The organism is Marinitoga sp. 38H-ov, from assembly GCF_011057715.1.
In the GTDB taxonomy this organism is placed as follows: domain Bacteria; phylum Thermotogota; class Thermotogae; order Petrotogales; family Petrotogaceae; genus Marinitoga.
Window position 1 is genome coordinate 21,737 of record NZ_LNGH01000008.1, and the last position, 21,206, is coordinate 42,942.

Genomic DNA, 21,206 nt, shown 5'->3' on the forward strand with positions numbered 1-21,206 from the left:
TTTTTTTTATTAAAAATATATGTTTTTGTGTTATAATAAATTTGTAACAGTTTCATATAACAATACTCAAGGGAGGGTTAAAAATGAAAAAGGTAGCATTATTTGTATTATTAGTTTTATTTGCATTCACTTCTATTTTTGCTGCTTCAAACAAAATCGTTGTTTGGAGTTCAGAAAAACAAGTTGATTTCATGAAAGCTTTTGGTGAAAAATTCACTAGAGATACTGGTATTTTAGTAGAAGTTCAACAAGTAAATTTTGGTGACATTAAATCAAAATTTTTAACAGCTGCTCAAGCTGGAGAAGGTCCAGACATTATCGTTGGTGCTCATGACTGGGTTGGAGAATTAGTAGAAAATGGTTTAATTGATTCTATACCATTTTCAGCTATAGAAACATCTAAATTTGCTGAATCAGGTTTAAATGCTTTTACTGTTAACGGTAAATTATACGGTATTCCTTATGCAATTGAAGCTATTGCATTATTATATAACAAAGATTATGTTGAAGAAGCTCCTAAAACAATAGAAGAATTAAAATCTATTGCTGCTGAATATACAACAGATGAAACTTTAGGATTTGTATATGACGCTGGAAACTTTTATTTCTCATATGGATTTATTGCTGGAAATGGCGGATATGTTTTCAAATGGACAAAAGAAAATGGTTATGATGTTAATGATTTAGGATTAGCTAATGATGGTGCTATAAAAGGTGCTGAATTAATAAAATCATTCTTTGATGAAGGATTAATACCACAAGGTGCAAATTACGGAACAATGGACTCAATGTTTAAAGATGGTTTAGCAGCTATGATAATAAATGGTCCTTGGGCTGTTAAAGATTATATTAATTCTGGTATTGATTTTGGTGTATTACCTTTAACAGAATTAGATTTAGGAAATGGACACTTTGGAAAACCATTTGTTGGTGTTCAAGGATTAATGATTAATGCAAGAAGTGAAAATAAAGCTTTAGCAAAAGAATTTGTAATTAATTACTTAGCAACTAAAGAGGGTATATATGAATTCTACTTAGCTGACCCAAGATTACCTGCAAGAACAGACGTTGCTGCTATTATCGAAGAAAAAGGTGGACCAGTTCCAAAAGAAATCGTTGATGCATTTGTTAAAAGTGCAGCTGGTGGAGAACCAATGCCTAATGTTCCAGAAATGGGAGCAGTATGGGGACCAATGGGTGATGCTTTAAGCCAATTAATCAACGGACAATTAGAACCTGCACAATCTTTAAAAGAAGCTGTAGAAAAAATAAGAACTGCAATTAATAAATAAAAAATGGCGACTCGAAAGAGTCGTCATTTTATTTTTAGTCCATCAAATGCAACAATAATATTATGTTTTCCATATATTTCTTCAAGTTTTGAGTGTTTAGGATTATGTAGATGTGAAAAATGTGATACTATTATTTTTGTGTTATTATCAACAATTCCTTCCTTATATAACAATTCTTTTGTTTGTATTACCTCATCAAATCCCATATGATACTCATATTTTTTATTAAATCCCATCGTTCCATCTAATATCAAAACATCTAAATATTTAATATTTTCTTTTAAATAATTCATTGTTTCTGGTAAAAACTTTCCTGTATCTACCGCATACATAACCTTTTTATTATCCTTTTCAAATATATAATTTAATGGAGTTTCATCATAATTAGATGTATGATTTGCTTTTATTGTATAAATAATATACCCATTAAAATGCAATTCCTTATATGGTTCTACAGCCATTAAACTTATTTTAGGCAATTCAACTTCATCTTTTAAAACTTTCCCTAATTTATTAGGAACTATTAAATCAACATGAAACAACTTTTCAAATGATCCAGAAAATATAGGGTTTCTATATTCAAAATTCTTAAAAAACAAATGATCAGAATGACTATGAGTAATAAATATATGTTTTACTTCAGATAAATTTTTTCCAAATCTATTAGCAGAACTTACAATATCAGGACCAAAATCTACTAAAATTTCATCATTGATTAATAAACTTGATCGTAGTCTTATACTTTTTTTACCTTCATTTCTTGCTTCTTGACAGTTTTCGCATGAACAAAAAGGATTAGGAAAACCTTCTGATGCTGCAGTACCTAAAAACAAAATCTCCATAGCTTTTCCCCCTCAATATTATTTTATTTTATTATATCATAAAATATGATAAAATATTATTGTATATTTTTTGTATATTATTTTGGAGGTGAATTATGAAACTTGCAGTAATTAGTGATACCCATGGATCATTATATTATTTTGAAAAAGCCTATAATTATATTAAAGATGTTGATAGAATAATTCATTTAGGAGATTACTTGTATCATGGTCCAAGAAACCCTTTACCTGAAGGATATAACCCTATGGAATTATCAAACAAGTTAAAAGAATTTAAAAAAAGAACATTTATTACTGGCAATTGTGACTCACAAATTGATTTAAAATTGTTAAATATTCCAGAAATATCCCCATATTCAGTAGAAAGTTACGGCTCATTTAATTTTTTCTTCACACATGGATGGGATCCTAATATAGATGACGCAATTTTATTAGCAAAAAAATATAACTGCCAATTTTTAATACACGGCCATACACATATTCCAAAATTTGAAAAATTAGAAAATATTAATGTTATAAACCCTGGCAGCGTTTCTTTACCTAAAGAAAATACTCCTCATAGTATATTAATTATAGAAATTAATGAGGGTATTAAGTTTAAATTTATTGATATTTTAAATGATAAGATCTATATGGAATATTAACTCCTGCAAGCAGGAGTTTTTTTATTGACAAACTAAAAAAATATGATATACTATATATGTATAAGTGTTCATATATAGGAGGTATATTATGAGTGATACTAAAAGTGATGAATTAAATAGTTCTTTACCTGAAAGAGATTTAATAATAAATGCAGTAGAACTGTATAAAATTTTTGCAGATGAAACTAGACTAAAGATTTTACTCGCATTACTGAAAAATGAATTGTGTGTATCAAAAATAGTAGAAATCGCTGGAATTTCTCAATCCGCAGTATCTCATCAATTAAGACTACTAAAACAAATGAATATAGTAAAATATAGGAAACAAGGAAAAAACGTTTTTTATTCATTAAAAGATAAACACATTGAAGACATTATTAATATGGTATTTGAACATCTAAAAGAGAAAGGAGAATAAAAAATGTCTGGACATCATCACCATCATGAAAATGATTTAACTGAAAAAAAATTATTTTTTTCTGTTGTTTCAAATTTAATTATTTCATTATCAGAAATTATTGGAGGTATGATTTCAAATAGTTTAGCCCTAATTTCTGATTCGCTCCATAATTTAAATGATACTTTTGCTTTAGTTCTAAGTTATGTTGCCAGGAAAATATCAAAAAAACCAAAAGATACTATAAGAACATATGGATATAAAAGAGTTGAAATATTAGCTGCATTTATTAACACTGTATTTTTGTTAGCTGTTGCTATATTTTTAATTGTTGAAGGTATTAAAAAGTTTTATAATCCAGAAGTAATTGATGGTAAATTAATGTTGATAATTTCTATTATTGGTTTATTAGGAAATTTAATTACAGCATTTCTTTTATTTAAAGAATCTAAAGATAATTTAAATATTAAAGCTACTTTTGTACATATTGCTAGCGATACATTATCATCTGTGTTAATAATATTTGGAGCAATTTTTATATATAAATATAACTGGTATATTTTGGATCCATTATTTACATTATTTATTAGTGGTTATATTATTTATGAAAGTTACTCATTATTAAAAGAGAGCGTAAATATTTTAATTCAAGGAATACCAAATGATATAGATCTTGATGGAATAAAAAGAGAAGTTGAAAAATTGAATTTTGTTGATGACGTTCATCACATACATGTGTGGACAACTGATGGAAAAGATAAGTATTTAGAATGTCATGTTTCGTTAAACGAAAATGATAATTATGATTTAGATGATTATTTGAAAAGAATAAATTCATTATTACATGAAAAATTTGATATTAGCCATACAACAATTCAATTTGAAAAGAATATTTGTAAAGGGGGAAAATAGAATGAGAGAAGAATTATGGAATTGGAAGTATCAAAAACTTGGCGAAAAGGTTGTAACAAATCTAAAAAGAAAAAAACATGACGCTTTTTTAGTGGATAAAAAAGAAGATGTTGTACCTCTATTAAAAGAAATAATGAGAGAAAATAGTTTAGTCGCAGTTGGCGGAAGTCTAACTCTTAATGAATGTGGAGTTTTAGATTTTTTAAGAAATGGGAAATTTAATTTTTTAGATAGATATAATGCAAAATCAAAAGAAGATTTAGAAAAAATACAATTTGAAATGTTTAAAGCAGATTATTTCTTATGTAGTGCAAACGCTATTACTGAAGATGGGAAAATTGTACAGTTAGATGGTAATGGAACACGTGTTGCTCCAATGATATTTGGTCCAAAACATGTAATAATAGTAGCTGGAATAAACAAGATTGTTCCAGATGTTGAAAGTGCAAATAAAAGAATAGAATATATATCCCCAATGAATTCAAAAAGGTTGAATTTTGATACCCCTTGTACATATACAGGAAAATGTGATGATTGTATGTCACCTCAAAGAATTTGTGTTCATAGGGTTATTGTAGAAACCGGGGTTAGACATCCTGGTAGATTTAAAATTATTTTAGTTAAAGAAGATTTAGGATTATGAGTAATTTAATTTTCGGATTCTCATTACTTATACTTGTAATAATACTATATATATATTTACTAAAAAATAAAGGAAAAAATGAATTTAAAAAAGCTATAAAAAAAGGGAATAAAAACCTTATTCAAAATTCTATTAGAATATTTTCTATATTTTTAATCATAGGTATTTTACAAAATTTTTTATCTCCTAAACAAGTTGGTGACTTTTTATTAAATTTTTCAGGTCTTAAGGGGATAATAACAGGTCTATTAACTGGTGCAATAATGATGGGACCACCCGCATCTGGTTATCCTATTGCACAATATCTTTTTGAAAACAATGCAAGTGTTGCATTAGTATCATCTTTTTTATTATCTTGGGTAATGATTGGTATTATATTTTTAACATATGAATTACAAAATTTTGGAAAGAAATTCACAATTATTCGTAACACTTATGCAGTAATTTCAATAATCATTATTGCATATTTAATGGAGTTGATATTATGAAAAATTTCATAAAAAATTATAAAGTAGAAATTATAATCTTTTTGATAGCTATAATATTAATGTTTTTTAACCCCGATAAAGCTATATTAGGATTAAAATACGCAATAAAGACATTTTTATACCTTTTACCTATTATTCTAAGTGTTGCATATTTAACTGGATTTATTTCCGAAGTAATTCCTAAACAGACAATAAAAAAGTTTGTTGGAAAAGAAAGTGGATTTAAAGGGAAATTATTAGGTGGTATTTTTGGAACATTAATGGTGGGGCCCGCTTATGCATTTTATCCATTTTTTGCAGAATTAATTAATAATGGTGCAAGTATAGGAGTAATAGCAGTAACAATAGCAGCATGGTCAATAAAAATACAATGGTTACCTTTTGCATTATCAATATTAGATATTAAATTTGTCTTACTTTTAAATTTATTTATTATAATTTATGCTTTTTCTAGCGGATATATTATGGAATTATTTTATAAAAAATAAATACTCTCATCCACAATACGGATGAGAGTATTTTATATATTCCTAATTTATAATCTCCAAATATTATCTTATTACAAAATCTCCCTTATATTCTTTTTTTGAAATATATAATACTTCATCTGCTTTCTTAATATATTTATTAATTTCCTCTGGATTTTCACAGATAACAGCTCCAGCAGAAAATGTATATCCCGTCTTTTTATAATAACTATTTTTTATTCTTTCTAAAATATTTGACAGATCTTTTTTGCTTATATTTTCAAATATTAGAATAAATTCATCTCCACCATATCTAAATGCTCTATCTGTTTCTCTTATATTATTTAATATAATTTCAGATATATTTCTTAATAATTCATCTCCCATATAATGCCCATACTCATCATTAACTTTCTTAAAATTATCCATATCTATAATTACAATACCTATGTTTTTCTTATTAGATTCAATAATAGAATTTATATATTTATCAAAACACCTTCTATTATAAAATCCTGTTAAAAAATCTTTTTTAGCTTCTAAACTCAATGACTCTATATATATTTTATTTTCCCACAAAATAGTAAATTGTTTTGAAAGAAAATCTAAAAAGTATAATTGATCCTCTGTTATTTTCTTTTTTGTATATCTGTTATCAACTAAAATAAAACCTATTTCATTATTTTCAGTTTTTAATGATAATACTGCAAATTCATTATGTAAATCCAGATAATTTCTTATAGTTATTGGAACTTTATTTGCACTCATAATTAAAGGTATATTATCAACATTACCTATTACATCTTTACTAATTTTTAATCCTATTATTTTTTCTTCTAGTGATGAAAAATATTTATCTTTAGAATAATTCTTAATAGCCGCATCAAAATCATAATTTATTTTATCCAAAAATTCCCACACAGAATATGCCTCATTTTCATTTTTGAATCCTATAGCTCTAAAAATTTCATAATTATTATTGTTATCTTTTTTAAAAAATATAGCTCTATTAAATCCTCCACCATATTGCATTGTCAAAGCAGTTAAATAAATATATATTAATTTATCTAAAGAGGTTTCAATTTTAGATGCTTCTTCTATAACCTTTTTCATACTTATCATATTATATGAGAGATTTGTACTTTTAAGCATTATATCAACCAATGAAATAGCATATTTTTCCGAAAGAGATTTTATAATATAATAAAACACTTCACTCTCGGTTTTTTTTAAAATATTATAATTTAAACATATCTCTTTATTATTCCCAATAAATTTTACTTTTTGTTCGTTTTTATCTTCTACAATATATATATTCTTTAATATAAAATGTCCATTTTTAGACATATTTATGATTTTAAAAATATTATCCGGAACAGAAAATACATCTCCTGAAATATAAATATCTGAATATACTTGTTTTAAAATTTTACTAAAATTTTCAAATATAAAATAAAACCCTTGATTAAATTTTGATTTAATTATAAATTCTTCATATGGTAATAGTTTCTCTAAAATTTCTTTTTTCATTTTCTCCCCCTGTATTGTAACGTTTATTTAATATATTTATATAATTATTATATAATAATTATATCAAAAACGAGGTGATTTTATGAAAAAAATTATTATTTTATTTTTTTTTATTATAAACATACAAATATTTTCATATCAAATCATAGATAACTTTGATTTTTATATGTATCTAAATAATCCAAAAGAATTATTTAATGAATTATATTCCAATATTCCTTTTTTTAGATATCTATATTCTAAAGAAGGTGCCGGACAAGAATTATTATATAATTATTTAATTAAAAATTTAACAGATGAAGAATTAAAAGACACTATTAATTTTATTTCATCAGATTTTCTGTTTGTATCAAATGATAATTTTGATATTAGAGACATTTTTTGGGTAAATCCTATACAAGATATTATTAATTTTATATCAAATTTTAATGGAATTATAATAACAGATTACAATAATCAAGAAAAATTAATTAATTTGATAAAAAAACTTTTTAGTTATGATGTAGAATATATACAAGGAGAATATTTTATTAAATATTTAAATTTAAAGTTATATCCTATTGGAGGACATATTTTATTGTATAATAACGAAATTTCTTTAGAAAAAATATTTAGATTATTAGATGATTTTAATACCTTAAAGCTTGAAATTAAAGATAATATTTTTATTTCTTTTAAAAATAATAAATTCGATTATTTAATTGAACCCTTTCAAAAAAAATATATAAATAAATATTCTGATAATATAAATGGATTTTTGAAGATTAATTATATAAACAAGGAAATTGTTATTGATGTTGAAAGTTCTTTGAAATTAATTAATTTAACGAAATTTGATCCAGATTATAAACTTTTTGGAGATTCTATATTATTTTTGGATTTATCTTCTTCTATTGAAATGGAAAATATTATATCTAAAATATTTTTACCTAATGATAATTATGCTAAAGAGTCTTTAAAATTTATACTTAGTACTATAAGTTCAGAAAATAATATATATATTACTGAATATTTTTCAAGAAAAGATTTAAGATTATCAATTATTATTCCAGGTAATGTTGATATTGGAAAATTAGAAAACAAGTTAAAAACATGGGGAATAAATAAGAATTCATTGGGTAGATATTATTATTATTCAATTTATTACGAAGATATTGGAAATCCAGTATATTTATATTTTAATGATAATCAAATGATTTTTTCTTCTATTTCGCCTTCGTTAATGAAGTATTTAATCGTAAATACAAAAAAGTTTTCAAATTTAAAAATATATAATTCAAATAATATTCCTGAAAATATAATATATATTTGGTATTCTAATATTAATTCTTTTTTTGAAGAAAATATAGGAAATTCCGTACCTGGTGAATTTTTAATAATAAACGCTTCTGATAATAACAAGTTTATAGAAAAAATAATTTTAAGGTAGGTGTCAAAATGAGTATATTATCAAAGATTTTCGATAAGAACAAAAGATTTATAAATAAATATAAAAAAACTGTAGATAAAATCAACGCTTTAGAGTCACAAATTGAAAAATTATCTGATGATAAATTAAAAGAAAAAACTATCGAATTTAAGAAAAGATTAAACGATGGTGAAACATTAGATGATTTATTAGTTGAAGCTTTTGCAGTAGTAAGAGAAACTTCAAAAAGAGTATTAAAAATGAGACATTTTGATGTTCAACTAATGGGAGGAATCGCTTTACATGAAGGTAAAATAGCTGAAATGAAAACCGGTGAAGGAAAAACATTGGTCGCTACATTACCAGTATATTTAAATGCATTAACCGGAAAAGGAGTGCATTTAGCAACACATAATGATTACTTAGCAAAAAGAGATGCTCAATGGATGGGACCAATATACGAATTTTTAGGACTTACTGTTGGATTTATTCAAGCCGGCATGGAAAATGAGGATAGAAAAAAAGCTTATCAATGTGATATTACATACGGTACTGCTAATGAATTTGGATTTGATTATTTAAGAGATAATTTAGTATATGATTTAAATGACAAAGTTCAAAGAGGTCACTATTATGCTATAGTCGATGAAGCAGATAGTATTTTAATAGATGAAGCAAGAACTCCTTTAATTATTTCCGGGCCATCTGATACACCTTCTCAATTATATTTAAGATTTGCTAGTATTGTTAAAAAATTAAAAAAGGATGAAGACTTTACATTAGATGAAAAAGGAAAAGCTGTTATTTTAACAGATGAAGGTATTGATAAATTAGAAAAAATGTTAGGTATTGATAATTTATACGATCCAAAAAACATCCACTATTTATTCCATGCTTTAAATGCATTAAAAGCATTATATTATTTCAAAAGAGATAAGGATTATATAATTCAAGGCGGAGAAGTTATAATAGTTGATGAATTTACAGGAAGATTAATGCAAGGAAGAAGATATTCTGAAGGGTTACATCAAGCTATAGAAGCTAAAGAAGGAGTTAAGGTTAAAGAAGAATCTTTAACATATGCTACAATAACATTCCAAAATTATTTTAGAATGTATGAAAAACTTTCTGGTATGACAGGTACAGCTAAAACAGAAGAAGACGAATTTAAACAAATATATAATTGTGAAGTTGTTGTTATCCCCACAAATAAACCTGTTATTAGAGAGGATAAAAATGATTTAATATTCAAAACCCAAAAAGAAAAATGGAATGCTGTTGTAAAGGAAATTAAAGAAAGATACAAAAAAGGACAACCTATGTTGGTTGGAACTACTTCTATTGAAACAAGTGAATTATTAAGTTATATGTTAAAAAAAGAGGAGATACCTCATAATGTTTTAAATGCAAAATACCATGAAAAAGAAGCTGAAATAGTAGCTCAAGCTGGACAAAAAGGAATGATAACAATAGCCACTAATATGGCAGGTAGAGGTACTGATATTAAATTAGGTGAAGGCGTTGTAGAATTAGGCGGATTATATGTTATCGGTACAGAAAGACATGAAAGTAGAAGAATCGATAATCAATTAGTAGGGCGTTCTGGAAGACAAGGTGATCCGGGAGAATCAAGATTCTTCTTATCTTTTGAAGATGACTTATTAAGACTTTTTGGTGGAGATAAACTTAAAAATATTATGAATACTTTAAAAATAGAAGACGGACAACCAATTGAACATAGTCTTTTAAGTAAAATTATTAGAGACGCTCAGAAGAGAGTAGAAGGTATTCATTTCTCTATTAGAAAGAGATTATTTGAATTAGACTCTATTATGGACTATCAAAGATCTTCTATTTATTCACACAGAGATTGGATACTAGAACAAAATGACTATGACGAACATTTAAAAGAAATATTTGAAGATGTAGTTGACAGAATAATTGAAACTTCTATTGATGAAGATGAAATGGTTAATAAGGATGAACTTTCTAAAAAATTATTAGCTTTTAATATAATAGAAAAAATTGATTTTGATAATATAGAAGAATGTAAAGATAAAGTATTTAAATTATTATGGGATAAATATGTTTCAAAGAAAAAAGAATTTGGTGAAGAATTCCATCAAATCGCTAAATTTATTATGCTTAAAATTATAGACGAAAGATGGAGAAAGCACTTGGAAGCTATAGAACATTTGAAAGAAGCTGTTAGTTTAAGAGCATATGGTCAAAAAGACCCTGCCATGGAGTTTAAGAGAGAGTCCTATATGCTTTTTGAAGATTTAATTAATAATATTTATGATGATACAGTTTCATATTTGATTAGAATAGTTAAAGTAGATACAAGTAAGGAAGAAGAAGAAACTAAGAAAAAAATAAAACAATTAAATTTTGTTCATAATGATGGAAGTGTTATAAATAGAGCTGAAAAAAGAAAAGAAAAAAAGACTTCACATAAAAGAATTAGAATAAAGAGGTGAAAAAATGCTAGATTATGAAGTAAAGGTGAAAATTGAAGAGTTACGTGAAAAATTTAAAAACCTTCAAAATCTTTTTGATATAGAAAAAACAAAAAAAAGAATTATTGAACTTGAAAATGAAATGACAAATCCTGATTTTTGGAATGATCAAAAAAGAGCTGAAAAAATATCAAGAGAAGTTCAACATCTAAAAAATGAAAGAGATGAATTTAATTCTTTACAAAGCCTTTTTGAAGACCTAGATGTAGCTATAGAATTTTCAGAAGAAGATCCAACTATGGATGAGCATGCTCTAGAAATATTAAAAGAAATAGAAAAAAAAGTTAAAGAGTTTGAATTAGCTATGTTATTATCAGGAAAATATGATTCCAATAATGTCTTTTTAACTATACATCCTGGTGCTGGGGGTACAGAATCACATGATTGGGCAGATATGTTATTAAGAATGTATACTAGATGGGCAGAAAAGAGTAATTATAAGATAGATATTATAGATTATTTACCTGGAGATGAAGCAGGAATTAAAAGCGTTACCATAAAAATAAATGGATCTTTTGCATATGGAAAATTAAAATATGAATCAGGAGTACATAGACTTGTTAGGGTATCACCATTTGATGCTGCTAATAGAAGACATACATCATTTGCATCTGTATCTGTTACACCAGAATTAGATGAGGATATTGATATAGAAATTAAACCTGATGATTTGAAGATAGATACATATAGGTCTGGTGGTGCCGGAGGACAACATGTAAATAAAACTGATTCAGCTGTTAGAATCACACATTTACCAACAGGTATTGTTGTTGCTTGTCAAAATGAAAGATCGCAGCATCAAAATAAAGCAACTGCAATGCAAATTTTAAAAGCAAGATTATTTGAGCTTGAAATGCAAAAGAAAATGGAAGAAAAATTAAAATTAATGGGAGATATGAAAGATATATCTTGGGGTAACCAAATTAGATCATATGTATTATACCCATATAAAATGGTTAAAGACCATAGGACAAATCATGAAACCTCAAACGCTGATGCTGTTTTAGATGGAGAACTTGATAGTTTTATTGAAGCTGAATTATTATATTTTGCAAAAATAAATAAAGATGATTAAAAAATCCCCCGTAGGGGGAATTTTTTAATCATATATACTTTTTTCAAACTCTTTTAATTTTATTAAATCTTCATTAGGTAACTTTCTATTTATCAAATAAAATAAATTCGACACTAATCTATGCAATGTCATATCATTTATTCTATTTCCTTTTTCAACCATATTCCATTTAGGAGAAATCTTATATATTTTTTCAAAAATATCTGGGTATTCAAAATTTCCTTCAAAAGATATATCAAAAACAATAGAATTTTTTGGTATATTTTTTGTTGGGATAGTGAATTTATTTGAAGGTACGGCTGATACAATTATATCTGAAAAAGATACAAATCTTAGAATATCATTAAAATCTGTATATTTTTGGCATACACGTACACTGGCATTCTCATTAAGCATCATTAATGCTAAGGATCTACCTACAGCCAAAGAATCATTAATAACTACTACTTTTTTACCTTCTAATTTAAATGGATTTTCTTCTAATCCATCAGGATATTTACCATGAATATGGTAATATTTTTCATATACTACATAATTTCTTTTTAAGACGTATAATATTCCTTTAGCAGTTGGAGGAATTATTAATTTTCTTAAATTTTCATTATCGCTATAAAACTCATGTTGAACTAAATACCCCATATATTCATGATTTAACCCTTCTACATCCTTTTCAGGCGTTACTAAATTCATAAAATATGTATCTTTATCATATGGTGTTGGATACATAACTATTATTCCATATATTTTTTCATTATTATTATAAAATTGTATTTTTTCTTCTAATTCTTTTTTTGTATCCACCTTATCTAAAATAAATTCTATATCATAAGATTTACATATACCTTTTATACCTTTAGCATAAGAAATACTTCCTGGGTCATTTGATGTGAGAATACATACTAAACTAGGTTTAATATTATTTTTCTTAAATAATTCAATATTTTTTTCGAATAACGGCCTATCAAATTTTTCTATTAAATATTGAATATCAAATAACTTTTCTTGAATTAAATCCTTCACCCCCAATTATTTTTCTTCGCTATCATCTTCTACAAATTCGTCATTTTCATCAATGATTATAAAATCTTCATTTTCGTCGATATCAACATCCTCCATTACTTTTTTCCATTCTTCTTCAATCTTTTCTAATTCCTTATCATCTTCAACTGCATCTAAAAATATTTCACCTTTTTCTTCATTTACTTTAAAAGCGACTGTATCTCCCAAAACAATATCTTCACTATTTTCTTCTTTAAAAGCTTCGTAACATATCCAATATTTTTTATCATCAATTTTTAACTCTTCAACAAACATAAAATTATATTCATTTCCGTCTTCTCCTGTAATTGTAAAAAATTCTAATCTTTCCATCTTTATCCCTCCAAGTTTTGCAAAATAATATAGTTATATTTTAAATTATAATTGTGAAATTATAGTTTCTAAATGGTGTAAATATGATATAATATAATGGAAATAAGGAGGTTATAATATTGAATCTTTTAGAATTACGAATTAAAGGATTTAAAAGTTTTGCAAAAAATACCATTTTAAATCTAGACTCAAATATTGTAAGCATAGTTGGACCAAATGGGTCCGGAAAATCTAATATTGTAGATGCTATTAGATGGCTACTTGGAGAACAATCCTCTAAACAAATTAGAATTTCAGAAAAAAATGATGTTATTTTTAGTGGCTCTGATAAATATCCTCCTGCTAAAAAAGCTGAAGTATTTATAAAAATACGAGATGATGAAGGTAAAATAAGAAATATCGGAAAAATATTAACAGCAGATGGTAAAAATATATATAAAATTGACAATAGAACGGTACGTTTAAAAGATATATTTGGCATTATTGGTGGAGCTGGGGTTGGAAAATCCTTTTATTCTATTATATCACAAGATCAAGTTAGAGAATTAGTTTCTGCATCTTCTGATCAAATTAGAAATATAATTGAAGATGCAGCTGGAATAAAAACTTATTTAGATAAAAAAGAAATCGCATTAAAAATGTTGAATCAAACAAAAGAAAATCTTGAAAGACTTAATGATGTATTATACGAAGTTGAAAAAAGAGTCAAATCTCTTTCTAATAGAGCATCTAGGGCTAAAAAACATGTTGAATATAATGAAGAATTGAAAAATATTGGAGTTAAATACTTTGGTTCAAAGAGCATTTCGATTGATAGAAAAATAAAAGAAGTTGAAAATTCTATTTTGGAAAATAAAAATAAAATTAAAACATATCTATCAGAAAGCTTTGAAATTGAAAGATTATATAAAGAACTAAAAAGAGAAATTGAAGAAAAAGAAGAGCAGTTATCTGTATATGGAGAAAAAATAGAAAATTTTAGACAACGCTTAAAATCATATGAAGATATGAAAAAACTATTAGAAAATGAAATTAATAGTTTAAATTCAAAAATTGTTGAAAAAGATTGGGAAAAGAAAAAATTAGAAGAAGATTTAGAAAAAAACGAAAAAAGATTTGAAGAGGTAAATGATTTACTAAATAAATATGAAAATGAAATAAGCAAATATATAGATGAGATTAAAATTATTGAACAAGAAAAAAAAGAAATCGAAAACTCTATTTCTGAAGAGATTAATAAATTAACTGAATTAAAAGAGGAAATAAAAAAAATAAACTATTATCTAAAAGAATCGGAGAATAAAAAAAATAAATTAATTAATGAATTAGCTGATAAAGAAGAAAGATTAAAATTTCTAAACACTGAAAAAAACAATCTAGAAAAAAACATTTTAGAATTAGAGGATAAAATAAAAGAATTAGAAAATGAATTAAACACTATAACTAAAAAGGAAGAAAACTTAAATAATGAAATTTACCAAAAGAAAAACAAAGTTGATGAACTACATTCAGAATTAAATAATACATATAATTATTTACAAAAGCTAAATCATGATAAGGATTTAACAGAAAGGAAAATTCAAAATCTTTCCTTACAAATAACAGAATATGAAGGTTTTTCATATGCAATTAAAAAACTTTTTGAGGCATTTTATAATGATGAGAATTTAGTTGATGTTGTTCTTAATTTAATTGAAGTACCAGAAGAACTAGAAACAGCTATAACTATGGTTGCGGGATATAGACTTCAAAATGTTGTTATAAGAAACTCTAATAAAGTTTCTTCGTATATTAATTATTTAAAAGCTGAAGAAGCAGGAAGAGTAACGTTTTTACCTTTAGATTTAATTAATCCAAAAATAAAAAAATATAAAGAATTAGAAAATGAACCTGGTTTCTACGGATATATTGTAGATTTAATTAATTATAACAATGAATATAAGAAAGCTATAGAATATGTTTTTGGTAATGCTATTGTTGTGGACTCATTAAGAACCGCTTTAAATATCAAAAAAACATATACAAATTTATCTTTAACTATTTCTACGACTGATGGAGAAATAATTAATACTTCTGGTGCAATAACAGGCGGACTTTCAAAAGGTAATAATTCCACATTACTTTTAACTAGAAAAAGAGAATTACAAACATTAAAAGAAGATTTAAATGAAATAAATCAAGAAATAAAAGAATATGAAGAGAAGCTAAAAAAAATTGAATTTGAATATAAAAAAGAACTATTAGAATTAAGAAAATTAGAAGAAAAATTAAATGAAATTAAATATAATAGATTAAATGGTGCAAATTCATATAAAGATTTTAAAAATAATTATGATTCATCAAAAAAACGGTTAAACGAAATAATTAATAGAATAGATTCATATGAAGAAAGAAAAGAAGAGATACATCTTGAATTAAAAATTTTAGATAATGATATAGATATTGCTAAAGATAAAATTATAAAATTTGAAAATGAAATCATTGAATTAGAAAAGCATAACAAAACTACTCATGATGAATTGCGATTAAAAATTGCCAAACTAGATGAATTAAATTTGTACAAAAATTCTATTAATGAAAAAATTAATTCATACAAATCTGAATATTTAAAAATAAAAAACGAAACCAAAACAATAAATAACACTATTGAATCTATCAATAATCTTCTTAATGAATTAAAATCAGATATAAATAAGAAAAAAATCGATTTAATTGATTATGAAAAAGAAATTAAAGCAATGAACGATGAAATAGAAGATGCTTTTAAAATGATGAGAATGAGCAGAGAAGGAAAATCTGAAAAATTTGACGAACTTGAAAAATACGAACTAAAGAAAAACGAATTAAAAGATAAGATCGATGAATTAAAAAATCTATCCCATGAATTAGAGTTAGAAATCCAAAATTTAAAACATGAAAAAGATTTTTTAATAGAAAAAGCAAAAAATATAGGTATATCTTCAAATGATTTTATATATGATGAGCTTAGTGAAGCGGAAATTATTGCTTTAGAAAGAAGAATTGATGACATAAAAAAAGCATTAAAACATTTAGGAAGTGTAGATCTTGGCGTATTAGACGAATATGAAATGGTAAAAAAAGAGTTAGACGACAGGCAAAGTCAAAAAGATGATATTATGCAATCAATAAAAAGTATCCAAGAAGGGATAGAAAAAATAGACAATGAAGCTGAAGAAAAATACTTATCTACATTTAATCTTGTAAATGAAAAATTCGCACAATTTATTAAAGAATTATTTGTAGGCGGAGATGGCGTTTTAAAAATGGTAGGTGAAGGAAAAGCATTTGAAAAAGGTGTAGAAATTTCTGTTAAAAAACCTGGAAGAAATTTTCAAAAATTACAACTTTTTTCAGGAGGAGAAAAAGCATTAATTACTTCAGCATTTTTATTTGCATTAATGAATGTCAATCCAAGTCCTTTTTATTTATTAGATGAAATCGATGCTCCATTAGATGATATTAATGCAGCAAAATTAGCTAAATTAATTAAAAATCATGCAGAAAAAACACAGTTTATGATAATTACACATAATAAATTGATGATGGAAATTGGAGAAATATTCCACGGTATCACTATGAGACATGGTGTTTCTCAGGTTGTACCAGTTAATTTTAAATTTTTAGAAGATTTAACAAAATAATATTTTTATCCCGCATTTATAATGCGGGATTTTTTATTTGTTAAATATAGATTATAATTAATTAAAAACAAATATACTCATTTATTAATTAAAGTTTAATTTTTCCTTGTGGTTTTCTTATTTGTAATATATTAAAAATAAGAATATAATATATACAACATATATTAAAATAAAATTAAAAAAACGTATGTTTTTTTTATTATTTTTTTTAAAGGGGGGAAAGCATGATTACTTTTTCATATGATTATGTAAAACCAAAAAGCCTTGATGAAGCCCTAGAAATACTTGATCAAGAAAACGTTTATCCTATATTAGGCGGAACTGATTTAATTGTAAAAATGCGAGCCAGTGTAATTAAACCAAGAACGGTTATTGACTTAAAAGGAATTGATGAACTTTTCAATGTTGATTTTTCAAAAGAAAAAGGGCTAACCTTTGGTGCAGGAATAAAATTAAATGTTTTAATCGAAGAGTTTGATTATGTAAAAGAATATTATCCTACATTATTTCAAGGTATTCGTGTTGTAGGTGGATATCAAACAAGAAATCGCGGAACAGTAGTAGGAAACTTATGCAATGCTTCTCCAGCATCAGATACTGCTCCTGCATTACTTACTTACAACGCAGAATTAAACATTATTTCTAAAAAAGGAGAAAGAACAGTAAAAATCACTGAATTTTTCAAAGGACCTGGAAAAACTGTTTTAGAAAAAGGAGAAATTGTAAAATCGGTACACATTCCATTTGAAGGAGAAAGTATTGGAAGATATTATAAGATTTCAAGAATTAAAGCTGTTGATTTAGCTACAATAGGTATGGCTTTAACTGTTATTGATCCTAATGGGAAGAGAGAGATTAGAGTTGCTTTAGCTTCTGTTGCTCCTACGCCAATTAGAATATTCGAAGCTGAAGAATTTATAAAAGGAAAAGAATTAACTATGGAAAATGTGGAACAGTTTGCTCAAATAATTCAAGATAGCGTAAATCCAATAACAGATGCTAGAGGAACCGCTGAATATAGAAAGAGAATGGCAAAAATATTACCTATAAAATTATTAAGAGAAATGAATATGATAAAGGAGGGATTATAATGAAGATTACTTTTACTGTAAATAATGAAAATGTAGAAGTGGATGTAAAACCAAATGAAACCCTCCTTGATGTTCTTAGAGATAAATTATTTTTAACAGGCGCTAAAGAAGGATGCGGAAACGGAGAATGCGGTGCTTGTACTGTAATATACAATGGAAGACCTGTTAATTCTTGTCTAATATTAGCACCTGAAGCTGATGGTTCTGTTATTGAAACCGTTGAAGGTTTAACAAAAGATAATAAATTACATCCTGTCCAAGAGGCTTTTGTTGAGGCAAATGCATTTCAATGTGGATATTGTACTCCTGGATTTATTATGTCGACTAAGGCTATGTTAGAAAAAATACCTAATCCAACAAAAGAGGTTATTGTTGAAAGATTAGCTGGAAATCTATGTAGATGTACTGGTTATACTGTTATTTTAGATGCAGTTAAAATAGCTGCCCAGAAAATGGGAGGTGCAAAATAATGAGATATGAATACAAACCACCTATTAAATTTGAATATGTTGGAAAACCTATGAACAGAGTAGATGCAATTGAAAAAGTAACTGGTCAAGCTAAATATGTTACTGATATGTTTTTCCCAAATATGTTGCATGCAGCAATAAAAAAGAGTCCAATTCCACATGGAATTATAAAAAATATTGATATATCAAAAGCAGAAAAATTACCAGGAGTTAGAGCTATTGTCACTGGAAAGGACGTTCCATATAGGCAAGGTATATATTTGGTAGATAGACCTATTATAACCCCAGATAGGGTTAGATACGTTGGAGAACCTGTTGCTGCTGTAGCTGCAGATTCATTAGATATCGCAAGACAAGCTGTCGAGTTAATAGAGGTTGAATATGAAGAATTACCAGTAATTCAAGATCCTAGAGAAGCAATGAAAGGTGAAGTATTAATTCATCCTGATTTAGCAAAATATGATAAATTGCCATTATATAATATTGAACCCGAAAAGAATGTTTTCCATCATCACAAAACAAGAAAAGGTGATGTAGAAAAAGGATTTGCTGAAGCTGATATTATAGTTGAAAAAGAATATTCTTTACCTCAAATGTATCATGCTCCACTTGAACCACATGGAGCTATAGCATTTTGGGATTATAATGAAAAATTAACAGTATATTCTTCAGCTCAATCTCCATTTACTTTAAGAAATTTAATAGCTCATGCATTTAAGTTACCTAGACACAAAGTTAGAGTTATTGCACCATATGTTGGTGGCGGTTTTGGCGCTAAAGCTGGTATTAATATGGAAGGTATAGTAATTGCTTTATCTGAAAAACTAAAAGGAAGATATATTAAATTAATATATTCAAGAGAAGAAGACATTAGGGCTGTTGTTAGACAAGGAATGTATGCAAAAATAAAAACCGGTGTTAAAAAAGATGGAACTATTACAGCTATGGAAGCTACATTAATTTTTGATGGTGGTGCATATGCAGAATATGGAACTAATGTAGTAAGAGCTGCTGGTTACACATTACCAGGTTCTATTTATGTTCCAAATTTAAAAACAGATTCATATGGTGTATATACAAATCATTTCTTAGGAGGAGCTTTTAGAGGGTTTGGACATGGAGAATTACATTGGGCTACCGAAAGAAATCTTGATGAAGTTGCTCAAGAATTAGGAATGGATCCTGTTGAATTACGATTAAAGAATTTACTCAAACCTGGTTTAACAAATTCAATGGGACAAACAATTCATCATGATACAGGAAATCCAGAAGCTTGTTTGAAAAAAGCGGCTGAATTAATAGAATATGGCAAAAAAACAGAACCATCTGGTCCTAGAAAGGTTAGAGGAAAAGGATTAGCTACATTAGTAAAGGCTCCAGCTATGCCAACTAATGCTGGTTCTGCAGTAATTATAAAATTCCACGAGGATGCAACTGTTACTTTACAAGCAAGTATACAAGAAATCGGACAAGGTTTTAATACTGCAGTTGTTCAAATGGCTGCAGATGCATTACATATTTCTCCTGATAAAATTCATTTTGTTACTCCAAATGACACAGATGTTAATCCATATGAATGGCAAACTGTAGCTTCAAGAGCATTATGGACAGTAGGAAATGCGTTATATAGAGCTGCTGAAGACGCTTTAAATCAAATAAAAAATATTGCTTCTCAAGTTCTTGGTGTTGCTCCACATAATTTGGAAGTAGAAGATGATAGAGTATTTGTAAAATATAGACCAGAAAAATATATATTATTAAAAGATATTGTAATGGGATATACATATCCTGATGGACACGCAATAGGAGGTCCTGTAATTGGTAGAGGAAGTTTTGTACCTGAAATGCTTACAAATCTCGACTTAGAAACAGGGCAGGGAAATGCTGCAGCTGAATGGACATTTGGCGCACAAGGCGCAGAAGTAGAAATTGATCTTAATACTGGTGAATTAAAAATAATTCAATTGGTTGGAGTTTTTGATGCAGGAACAATTATTAATCCTATTACTGCAGGCGGTCAAGTTGTCGGAGGAATGATTCAAGGTATGGGACCTGCAATTTTTGAAGGTATTAAATATAATGAAAAAGGATATCCATTAACTGTTTCATTTACAGATTATAAGATTCCTACAATAGCTGATATACCAGAAGAAATTAAATATGATTTCGTTCAAACATTTGAAGAATCTTCACCATTTGGAGCAAAGGGTGTTGGAGAACATCCTATGATTTCAGTCCCTCCAGCAATTGCATCTGCTATATATGATGCTATAGGTGTGAATTTAAGAGAATTACCATTAACTGCAGATAAAATATTAGAAGCTATAAATAAAAGAAATTAATTTAAATAAAAAAAATTAATTGTGTCTATCCAAATCTTATTTAGGAGGGGAGA

The 21,206-nt window shown here is 26.5% G+C and carries 18 protein-coding genes; 14 read left to right on the forward strand and 4 right to left on the reverse strand.

From position 1 onward, the window contains the following. Positions 1-83: 83 nt before the first annotated feature. Positions 84-1,292: a maltose/maltodextrin ABC transporter substrate-binding protein MalE gene (malE, locus tag AS160_RS02580; protein ID WP_165144456.1), complete on the forward strand. Its 1,209-nt coding sequence runs from the start codon at positions 84-86 to the stop codon at positions 1,290-1,292. A gap of 23 nt (positions 1,293-1,315) precedes the next feature. On the opposite strand, the gene AS160_RS02585 is transcribed toward malE, so the two are convergent. Beyond that, positions 1,316-2,134 carry an MBL fold metallo-hydrolase gene (locus AS160_RS02585; protein ID WP_165144458.1) on the reverse strand — a complete coding sequence of 273 codons (819 nt, stop codon included), beginning with the start codon at positions 2,132-2,134 and terminating at the stop codon, positions 1,316-1,318. Between the two features lie 95 nt (positions 2,135-2,229). Here AS160_RS02585 and yfcE point away from each other — a divergent pair, with 95 nt between their 5' ends. The 6 genes from yfcE (at position 2,230) to AS160_RS02615 (ending at position 5,706) form a co-directional block, all read left to right on the forward strand. Further along, a complete protein-coding gene (gene yfcE, locus AS160_RS02590; RefSeq protein ID WP_165144460.1) occupies positions 2,230-2,778 on the forward strand; it encodes a phosphodiesterase in 549 nt (182 codons plus the stop codon). Positions 2,779-2,866: 88 nt separating this feature from the next. Continuing rightward, positions 2,867-3,196: a metalloregulator ArsR/SmtB family transcription factor gene (locus AS160_RS02595; protein WP_165144463.1), complete on the forward strand. Its 330-nt coding sequence runs from the start codon at positions 2,867-2,869 to the stop codon at positions 3,194-3,196. Between the two features lie 3 nt (positions 3,197-3,199). Then, positions 3,200-4,087, forward strand: coding sequence for a cation diffusion facilitator family transporter (locus AS160_RS02600; RefSeq protein ID WP_165144466.1), 888 nt, complete (start codon positions 3,200-3,202; stop codon positions 4,085-4,087). Position 4,088: 1 nt separating this feature from the next. Beyond that, positions 4,089-4,730: a lactate utilization protein gene (locus tag AS160_RS02605; RefSeq protein WP_165144469.1), complete on the forward strand. Its 642-nt coding sequence runs from the start codon at positions 4,089-4,091 to the stop codon at positions 4,728-4,730. Continuing rightward, positions 4,727-5,218, forward strand: a complete 492-nt coding sequence (locus tag AS160_RS02610) for a hypothetical protein (protein ID WP_165144472.1) — start codon at positions 4,727-4,729, stop codon at positions 5,216-5,218. Before AS160_RS02605 ends, AS160_RS02610 begins: the two co-directional genes overlap by 4 nt. Beyond that, a complete protein-coding gene (locus AS160_RS02615; protein ID WP_165144475.1) occupies positions 5,215-5,706 on the forward strand; it encodes a hypothetical protein in 492 nt (163 codons plus the stop codon). The genes AS160_RS02610 and AS160_RS02615 overlap by 4 nt, the downstream gene beginning before the upstream one ends. Before the next feature lie 63 nt (positions 5,707-5,769). On the opposite strand, the gene AS160_RS02620 is transcribed toward AS160_RS02615, so the two are convergent. Next, positions 5,770-7,215, reverse strand: coding sequence for a GGDEF domain-containing protein (locus AS160_RS02620; protein ID WP_165144478.1), 1,446 nt, complete (start codon positions 7,213-7,215; stop codon positions 5,770-5,772). An 82-nt stretch (positions 7,216-7,297) separates the two neighbouring features. Here AS160_RS02620 and AS160_RS02625 point away from each other — a divergent pair, with 82 nt between their 5' ends. The 3 genes from AS160_RS02625 to prfB are packed head-to-tail and all read left to right on the forward strand — an operon-like array spanning position 7,298 to position 12,217. After that, entirely contained in the window at positions 7,298-8,644 is a 1,347-nt protein-coding gene (locus AS160_RS02625; RefSeq protein WP_165144481.1) for a hypothetical protein, read from the forward strand. An 8-nt stretch (positions 8,645-8,652) separates the two neighbouring features. Further along, positions 8,653-11,103, forward strand: coding sequence for a preprotein translocase subunit SecA (gene secA / locus AS160_RS02630; protein ID WP_165144484.1), 2,451 nt, complete (start codon positions 8,653-8,655; stop codon positions 11,101-11,103). A gap of 4 nt (positions 11,104-11,107) precedes the next feature. Further along, a complete protein-coding gene (gene prfB / locus AS160_RS02635) occupies positions 11,108-12,217 on the forward strand; it encodes a peptide chain release factor 2 (protein WP_165144487.1) in 1,110 nt (369 codons plus the stop codon). Between the two features lie 24 nt (positions 12,218-12,241). On the opposite strand, the gene AS160_RS02640 is transcribed toward prfB, so the two are convergent. Both AS160_RS02640 and AS160_RS02645 read right to left on the reverse strand, forming a co-directional pair. Further along, positions 12,242-13,237, reverse strand: coding sequence for a bifunctional 5,10-methylenetetrahydrofolate dehydrogenase/5,10-methenyltetrahydrofolate cyclohydrolase (locus AS160_RS02640; protein WP_165144490.1), 996 nt, complete (start codon positions 13,235-13,237; stop codon positions 12,242-12,244). Positions 13,238-13,243: 6 nt separating this feature from the next. Next, positions 13,244-13,588 carry a DUF1292 domain-containing protein gene (locus AS160_RS02645; RefSeq protein ID WP_165144493.1) on the reverse strand — a complete coding sequence of 115 codons (345 nt, stop codon included), beginning with the start codon at positions 13,586-13,588 and terminating at the stop codon, positions 13,244-13,246. Positions 13,589-13,707: 119 nt separating this feature from the next. Here AS160_RS02645 and smc point away from each other — a divergent pair, with 119 nt between their 5' ends. From smc to AS160_RS02665, 4 genes are all read left to right on the forward strand, one after another. After that, complete coding sequence (gene smc, locus AS160_RS02650; protein WP_165144496.1) at positions 13,708-17,250, forward strand: chromosome segregation protein SMC; 3,543 nt, start codon at positions 13,708-13,710, stop codon at positions 17,248-17,250. 224 nt (positions 17,251-17,474) lie between these two features. Beyond that, a complete protein-coding gene (locus AS160_RS02655; RefSeq protein WP_165144499.1) occupies positions 17,475-18,341 on the forward strand; it encodes a xanthine dehydrogenase family protein subunit M in 867 nt (288 codons plus the stop codon). Further along, a complete protein-coding gene (locus AS160_RS02660) occupies positions 18,341-18,811 on the forward strand; it encodes a (2Fe-2S)-binding protein (RefSeq protein WP_165144502.1) in 471 nt (156 codons plus the stop codon). Before AS160_RS02655 ends, AS160_RS02660 begins: the two co-directional genes overlap by 1 nt. Continuing rightward, positions 18,811-21,153, forward strand: a complete 2,343-nt coding sequence (locus tag AS160_RS02665; RefSeq protein WP_165144505.1) for a xanthine dehydrogenase family protein molybdopterin-binding subunit — start codon at positions 18,811-18,813, stop codon at positions 21,151-21,153. The genes AS160_RS02660 and AS160_RS02665 overlap by 1 nt, the downstream gene beginning before the upstream one ends. Positions 21,154-21,206: the final 53 nt, after the last annotated feature.

Bases quoted from the DNA above. Each gene is read 5' to 3' on its own strand.
- AS160_RS02645 (WP_165144493.1), bottom strand. From the start codon at position 13,588: ATGGAAAGATTAGAATTTTTTACAATTACAGGAGAAGACGGAAATGAA.
- AS160_RS02585 (WP_165144458.1), bottom strand. From the start codon at position 2,134: ATGGAGATTTTGTTTTTAGGTACTGCAGCATCAGAAGGTTTTCCTAAT.
- AS160_RS02595 (WP_165144463.1), top strand. From the start codon at position 2,867: ATGAGTGATACTAAAAGTGATGAATTAAATAGTTCTTTACCTGAAAGA.
- AS160_RS02615 (WP_165144475.1), top strand. From the start codon at position 5,215: ATGAAAAATTTCATAAAAAATTATAAAGTAGAAATTATAATCTTTTTG.
- AS160_RS02620 (WP_165144478.1), bottom strand. From the start codon at position 7,215: ATGAAAAAAGAAATTTTAGAGAAACTATTACCATATGAAGAATTTATA.
- malE (WP_165144456.1), top strand. From the start codon at position 84: ATGAAAAAGGTAGCATTATTTGTATTATTAGTTTTATTTGCATTCACT.
- AS160_RS02660 (WP_165144502.1), top strand. From the start codon at position 18,341: ATGAAGATTACTTTTACTGTAAATAATGAAAATGTAGAAGTGGATGTA.
- AS160_RS02665 (WP_165144505.1), top strand. From the start codon at position 18,811: ATGAGATATGAATACAAACCACCTATTAAATTTGAATATGTTGGAAAA.
- AS160_RS02600 (WP_165144466.1), top strand. From the start codon at position 3,200: ATGTCTGGACATCATCACCATCATGAAAATGATTTAACTGAAAAAAAA.
- AS160_RS02605 (WP_165144469.1), top strand. From the start codon at position 4,089: ATGAGAGAAGAATTATGGAATTGGAAGTATCAAAAACTTGGCGAAAAG.
- yfcE (WP_165144460.1), top strand. From the start codon at position 2,230: ATGAAACTTGCAGTAATTAGTGATACCCATGGATCATTATATTATTTT.
- AS160_RS02625 (WP_165144481.1), top strand. From the start codon at position 7,298: ATGAAAAAAATTATTATTTTATTTTTTTTTATTATAAACATACAAATA.
- secA (WP_165144484.1), top strand. From the start codon at position 8,653: ATGAGTATATTATCAAAGATTTTCGATAAGAACAAAAGATTTATAAAT.
- prfB (WP_165144487.1), top strand. From the start codon at position 11,108: ATGCTAGATTATGAAGTAAAGGTGAAAATTGAAGAGTTACGTGAAAAA.
- AS160_RS02655 (WP_165144499.1), top strand. From the start codon at position 17,475: ATGATTACTTTTTCATATGATTATGTAAAACCAAAAAGCCTTGATGAA.
- AS160_RS02610 (WP_165144472.1), top strand. From the start codon at position 4,727: ATGAGTAATTTAATTTTCGGATTCTCATTACTTATACTTGTAATAATA.